The organism is Intrasporangium chromatireducens Q5-1 (genome assembly GCF_000576575.1).
Classification (GTDB): domain Bacteria; phylum Actinomycetota; class Actinomycetes; order Actinomycetales; family Dermatophilaceae; genus Intrasporangium_A; species Intrasporangium_A chromatireducens.
In genome coordinates this window covers 1-6194 of sequence record NZ_AWQS01000223.1, presented here as the reverse complement: position 1 = coordinate 6194, position 6194 = coordinate 1, and the positions used below count along the sequence as shown (strand labels likewise).

6 protein-coding genes are annotated in these 6194 nt (G+C 74.0%); 1 reads left to right on the top strand and 5 read right to left on the bottom strand.

Annotated features, from left to right (window positions below):
• The coding region (locus tag N864_RS18100; RefSeq protein WP_034720297.1) for a sigma-70 family RNA polymerase sigma factor at window positions 1–542 on the bottom strand (542 nt) is incomplete at its 3' end.
• 108 nt (window positions 543–650) lie between these two features.
• Between N864_RS18100 and N864_RS18095 the strand changes: the two genes are divergently transcribed.
• On the top strand, window positions 651–1010 hold the full coding sequence (locus N864_RS18095) for a VOC family protein (protein ID WP_034720295.1): 360 nt from the start codon (window positions 651–653) through the stop codon (window positions 1008–1010).
• Window positions 1011–1097: 87 nt separating this feature from the next.
• Here N864_RS18095 and N864_RS18090 read toward each other — a convergent pair whose 3' ends face one another.
• The 4 genes from N864_RS18090 to N864_RS25160 form a co-directional block, all read right to left on the bottom strand.
• Window positions 1098–2279, bottom strand: a complete 1182-nt coding sequence (locus tag N864_RS18090; RefSeq protein WP_034720293.1) for a VWA domain-containing protein — start codon at window positions 2277–2279, stop codon at window positions 1098–1100.
• Window positions 2276–4552: a DUF5682 family protein gene (locus N864_RS18085; RefSeq protein WP_034720300.1), complete on the bottom strand. Its 2277-nt coding sequence runs from the start codon at window positions 4550–4552 to the stop codon at window positions 2276–2278. Before N864_RS18085 ends, N864_RS18090 begins: the two co-directional genes overlap by 4 nt.
• Window positions 4549–5646, bottom strand: a complete 1098-nt coding sequence (locus tag N864_RS18080; protein WP_034720291.1) for an ATP-binding protein — start codon at window positions 5644–5646, stop codon at window positions 4549–4551. Before N864_RS18080 ends, N864_RS18085 begins: the two co-directional genes overlap by 4 nt.
• A partial coding sequence (locus tag N864_RS25160; protein ID WP_034720289.1) for a DUF5691 domain-containing protein occupies window positions 5643–6194 on the bottom strand: 552 nt, incomplete at its 5' end. The genes N864_RS25160 and N864_RS18080, both read right to left, overlap by 4 nt.

Sequence of the window (6194 nt, the reverse complement as noted above, 5' to 3'; positions counted from 1 at the left end):
CCGTGCACCCGCCGTCGGGCCCGCGACGCCAGCTGCCGCGCGGCCGCCGACGACGTGCCGAGCACGCCGGCGATCTCCTCGAACGGCACGGCGAACAGGTCGTGCAGGACGAAGGCGAGCCGCTCGGACGGCCCGAGGCTCTCGAGCACGACGAGGAGGGCGACGCTGACCGAGTCGGCCAGCTCCGCCCGGGCCTCCGGATCGGCTGCCGCATCTGCTGCACCCGCCGGTCCCCGGCCGGCACCGGCACCCGCCCCGAGTGACCCGCCAGTGGACAGCGACTCGACGACCGCCTCACCGTCGGGGGCCTCACGTCGTGCGGACCGGCTCCGCAGCAGGTCGAGACTGACCCGCGAGACGACGGTGGTCAGCCACGCGCGCAGGTTGTCGATCGAGGACCGGTCGGTGCGCTCGAGCCGGAACCACGTCTCCTGCACCGCGTCCTCGGCGTCCTCGGGTGAACCGAGCAGGCGCAGCGCCACGCGGGACAGGTGGTGCCGGTTCTCCTCGAACTCCTCGGCCAGGGCCGGCGTAGCGTTCATCTCGTGCTCCTGTCACATCCGCGGGTTGCGTTCCGTCATGGTCTTTGACGAGCCAGAGCGGCTTGTTGTGACAAACCGACCGAGATCCCACGATTCCAAGGAGCGAGCATGTCCACCACCCCGGCCATCACGACGAACGGCCTCTTCAGCATCATCTACGGCACCGACGAGCTCGAGCCGACCAAGTCCGCGCTCACGGCGGTGCTCGGCACCCCGCCCCACGACTCCCCGTACTACGTCGGCTGGGAGTCGTCCGGCATCCAGATCGGCCTCGACCCGAACGCTGCGGCCAAGGGCGCGCTCGGTCCGGTGCCGTACTGGGCCGTCGACGACCTCGACGCGGCGCTCGCCGAGCTCAAGAAGGTCGGGGCGACCGTGCTGCAGGAGCCGACCGACGTCGGCAGCGGGATGAAGGTCGCGCTCGCCCGCGCCGGCGAGGGCAGCCTCATCGGCCTCACGTCCCCCTGACCCACCAGCCCGTATGCCGCTAACCCAGCCCCGCGTGGACCGCGCGGTCCCGCCGGGGCGGGCTGGGCGGCATACCTCATCGGCGGGTCACTCCTCGGCCTCGTGCGTCGTGACGATGTCGTGCTCGGCGGCCCACGTGCCGATGTCCCGGCGTTCGATCGCGGCGGCCATGAGGTCGGGGAACTGGTCGGGCGTGCACGCGAAGGCGGGCACTCCGACGGCGGCGAGGGCGGCGGCGTGCGTCGCGTCGAAGCTCGGCCGGCCGGAGTCGCTGAGCGCGAGCAGGGCGACCATGGTCGCGCCCGACCCGACGATCGCCGAGGCGCGCCGGACCATCTCCTCCGCGATCCCGCCCTCGTAGAGGTCGCTGATGAGGACGAGGACGGTCTCGTTCGGCTGGGTGATGAGCCCCTCGCAGTAGGCGAGCGCCTGGTTGATGTCGGTGCCGCCGCCGAGCTGGACCCCGAAGAGGATGTCGACGGGGTCGTCGAGCTGCTCGGTGAGGTCGACGACGGACGTGTCGAAGACGACGAGCCGCGTCTCGACCGAGGCGAGCGAGGCGAGCACCGCGCCGAACACGCTTGAGTAGACGACGGATTCGGCCATCGAGCCGGACTGGTCGATGCACAGGATGATGGTGCGCTCGACGCGGCGGCTGCGGCGGGCGTAGCCGACGAGCCGCTCGGGCACGACCGTGCGGTACTCGGGTTGGTAGTGCTTGAGGTTGGCCGCGACGGTCCGGTTCCAGTCGATGTCCGAGTGGCGCGGCCGTCGGGTGCGCGCGGCGCGGTTGAGGGCCCCGGTCACGGCCTGCACCGTCTGTGACCGGAGACGCTCCTCGAGCTGGTCGGTCACCGTCCTGACGACGGCGCGGGCGGTGGCGCGTGAGCGTTCCGGGATGACGCGGACGAGGCCGACGAGCGTCGTGACGAGGTGGATGTCGGGCTGGACCGCCTCCATGAGCTCCGGCTCGAGGAGGAGCTGGGTCAGGCCGAGTCGCTCCATCGCGTCGGCCTGCATGACCTGGACGACGGACGACGGGAAGTAGCCGCGGATGTCGCCGAGCCACCGGGCGACCCTCGGCGCGGAGGACTGTAGGCCACCGCGTCGCTCGGCGTCGTAGAGCTCACGGAGCGCCTCGTCGCGCTTGAGGTCGTCGCTGGTGAGGGTCGCGGCCGCGCCGATGCCGTCCGCCTGCTCGCCGCCGAGCACGAGCCGCCAGCGCGTCAGGCGGTCGCGCGTCCCGGCCGGGTTGAGGGGCTCGGTCATGAGGCGGCTCCGAGGCCGAGGAGGCTCGCGACGGCGGCGATCGCCGGGCCGGCGCGGTCGAGGTCGACGTCGTCGGTCGCGTCCCGCCCAGCGTGCGGGGTGCCCGGGGTCGAGCGTCCGAGTCGGCGCAGGTGCTGGCCGAGCTGGCGCCGCTCGGGGGGCTGGTACTGCGCGAAGGTGCGCCGCACGAGGGGCAGCACGTCCTCGAAGGCCTCCTCGGGGATGCCGGTGAGCCACTCGTCGATGATGCCGAGCAGGTCGTCGTCGTGCAGGAGCAGCAGCGCCTCGCCGGTGAGGAACCCGTCGAGCCAGGCGGCGGCGGCCGGGCCGGACGCCGCCCGGGAAAGGTGACGCGAGAGCCGGTCGCCCGCGGTGGTGCGGTCGAGCTCGCCGGCGTCGAGGAGCAGCCGGTTCGCCCGGCCGGCCACGTCGCCGTGCACCGCGTCGTCCTCGGCGACGGCGGCGAGCGCGCGGTGCCACGGGGTGCGGAGGTCCTCCTCGTCGAGCAGCGCGATGCCGCGGTGGGCCGCCTCGACGGCGGCCCGCATGGCCCCGGCCGCGTCGTCGTCGAGGCTGGTGCACGCGGCGCGGAGCCCGACCGACGCCCGCACGACGACGGTGCGCAGGACGTGGGCGACCTCCTCGACGTCGACGCCGCGGACGTTGCCGTAGCGGCAGGTGCGGGCCAGCGGCTCGATCGTCGTGAGCAGCGCGAGGGTGTCGTGCTGGCGCGCCGTGCGCTCGGACAGGGTCGCGACGATCCGGCGCACGGCGGCGGGCAGCTCAGCGCGCAGGCTCTGCTCGATGAGCCGGCCGAGGGCGGCGAGGTCGGCTGCCTGCTCGGCCTGCTCGACGACGCTCGACTCGGCTGCCGTCGCGACCGTCGTGCCGTGCACGCTCGCCTCGATGACGGCCACGGAGAGCTCCGGCTCCCACTCGAGCACCCACGCCTCCTTGAACGTGCCTGTCGTGCGGCCGACCTCGGCGGGCCTCGCCCAGTCGATCCCGATGAGGCCGAGCCGGTGGAACAGGGCCGAGCGAGCGCGGCCCGCCTCGCGGCGCAGGTCGAGCTCGAGCACCGCCTCGGTGGCCGAGACCTTGAGGCGCAGCGACTTCTGCTGTCGGGCCAGGTCTGCCGCGAGCGGGACCATCGGTGTCGACTCGGGCACCGAGCCGAGCTCCTGACCGATGACAAGGGTCCGGTCGATGAGCTGGAGCGGCAGCGCGGACCCCTCGGCGAGGACGGCCTGGGCGGCGTCGGTCAGCTCCGTCAGGCCGACCGAGGGGCGGCCGCGCACGGCGGCCAGGGCCTCGGCGAGCCGCGTCGCCTCGACCACCGACGCCGTCGACGCGTCGAGCCGCTCGTCGCGCAGCGCCTGGGCCACCCGGACGAACCAGGCCGAGACGACGGACTCCTCGGGCGTGACGAAGAGGTGCTGGTACCAGCCGGGGGACCGCACCCCGGCCCCGTAGCCCGACGTGTAGGCGAGCCGGGCGGCCGTCCACGGCACCCAGGTCGCGGCGACCTTCACCTTCGGCAGGCCCTTGAGCAGCGCCGTGTCGTGGCTCGCCGGCGGGAACGTGGCCGGGTCGAGCACGGGGGCGTGGAAGGCGCCGCAGACGACCGCGACCCGCTGGTGCCCGGCGCGCAGCACCGCGCGCATCACCGTGCGCATCGCGGCTTCCCGCCGCTCGTCCTCCGCAAGAGCCACCTCGTATGCCGTGTCGCCGCGCAGCTGCTCGCGCACCTCCTCGAGCGCCTCCCGGACGTGCCGGAACTGTTCGAGGCTCGAGGCCCGCCGGTGCTCGACCGCGTCCTCCCACCAGCGCTCGGGGTCGTCGTAGCCGGCCGCGGACGCCAGCATCGCAAGTGGGTCCGGTCGGGCGGGCTGCTCGCCGGGCCGGGGCGGCGCCGGCGAGCCGTCGTCCTCGACCGCCTCGGCGAGTCCGTGGGTCGCCGGCAGGTCGGCGAACCGGACCGGCACCCGGCGCTGCACCGCCCACTGCAGTGCGACCCACTCGGGCGAGAAGGCCGCGAAGGGATAGAACGCCGACCGCCGGGGCTCGTCGACGGCATAGACGAGCGCGGCGACAGGGGGGACGAGGTCGGGGTCGCCCGCCATCGGGACGAGGGCGTCGAGCTCCGGGGGTCCCTCGATGACGACGACCTCCGGCTCGAGCTCCGCCAGGGCGCCGAGGACGGAGCGGGCCGAGCCGGGCCCGTGGTGCCGGATGCCGAGCACCTCGACCCGAGGCGGGGAGGGAGCCGTCACGCGAGCTCCCGGCACGCGCGATAGAGGTCGGCCCACTCGCGGCGGTCCTTCACGACCGTCTCGAGGTACTCCTGCCAGACGATCCGGTCCTGGACCGGGTCCTTGACGATCGCGCCGACGAGACCGGCCGCGACGTCCTCGGCTCGCACGACCCCGTCGCCGAAGTGGGCCGCGAGGGCCACCCCGTTCGTCATGACCGAGATCGCCTCCGCCGTCGACAGGGTGGCCGACGGCGACTTGATCGTCGTGCGCTGGTCGGCCGTCACGCCGGACCGGAGCTCGCGGAAGACCCGCACGACCCGCTCGATCTCGGCGAGGTGCTCGAGGTCGGCGGGCAGCTCGAGACTCCGGCCGAGGGCCTCGACCCGGGTCCGGACGATCTCGACCTCCTGCTCGAGCGTGTCGGGCAGCGGCAGCACGACGGTGTTGAACCGGCGCTTGAGCGCGGAGGACAGGTCGTTGACCCCCTTGTCCCGGTTGTTGGCGGTCGCGATGACGTTGAAGCCCTGCCGGGCGAGGACCTCGCTGTCCAGCTCGGGGATCGGCAGGTGCTTCTCGGACAGGATCGTGATGAGCGAGTCCTGCACGTCGGCCGGGATGCGGGTCAGCTCCTCGACCCGCACGATCGCCCCCCGCTCCATCGCCCGCATGACCGGGCTCGGGACCAGCGCCGCCGGCGTCGGCCCCTCCGCGAGCAGCCGGGCGTAGTTCCACCCGTAGCGCAGCGACTCCTCCGGCGTGCCGGCCGTGCCCTGCACGACGAGCGTCGAGTCGCCGCTGACCGCCGCGGCCAGGTGCTCGCTCACCCAGGTCTTCGCGGTGCCGGGCACACCGAGCAGCAGCAGCGCCCGGTCCGTCGCGAGCGAGGCGACGGCGACCTCCATGAGCCGGCGCGACCCGAGGTACTTGGGCGAGATCTCGGTCCCGTCGGGCAGCGTGCCGCCGAGCAGGTAGGTCGTGACGGCCCATGGCGAGAGCCGCCACTGCGGAGGGCGGAGGCGCTCGTCGTTCGCCGCGAGCGCGGCGAGCTCAGCGGCATACGCGTCCTCGGCGTGCTCACGGAGGATCGTTGCGGCGGAAGGGGACTCGCTCATCGGAAGGCCTCCGTGATGGATCGCTTGACGGAATGGAACTGCAGCAGGTTGCGCAGCTGGGTGGCCAGCTGCCGGTCGTCGTGCAGCCGCGTCAGCCACGACTCGAGCGAGCCGAGGGCGTCGGGGTGCAGGCCCGTGAGCAGGTGCGGCATCGCCTGGGCGACGTGGACGAGGGGTGCTTTCGCGGCGCCGAGGGCGGCGAGCAGGTGCAGGCTGAACCGCGCCGACCACGGCGTCGTCAGCGTGCCGAGCGCGGCGACGGCCGAGCCGAGCTCGCCCGCCGCGAGTCGCGAGAGCAGGGCCGTCTCGCGCTCGGCCGGGGTGAGCGCGGGCAGCAGCGTCGGGTCCCAGGTGCGGCCCAGCAGCGCGGCGGCCCAGTCGCGGTCGCGACGCTCCCGAGCAGCAGTCCGTATGCCGCTCAGCGCGTCCGCCTCGGACAGCCGGCTCAGCGTCGTGGCCGGCTCGGCGCCGGTGGCCTCGGTCCACACGGTCAGCGGTGCGCCGGCGGCGATCCGCTCGAGCCACCAGCCGCGGGCGGACCGGCCGCG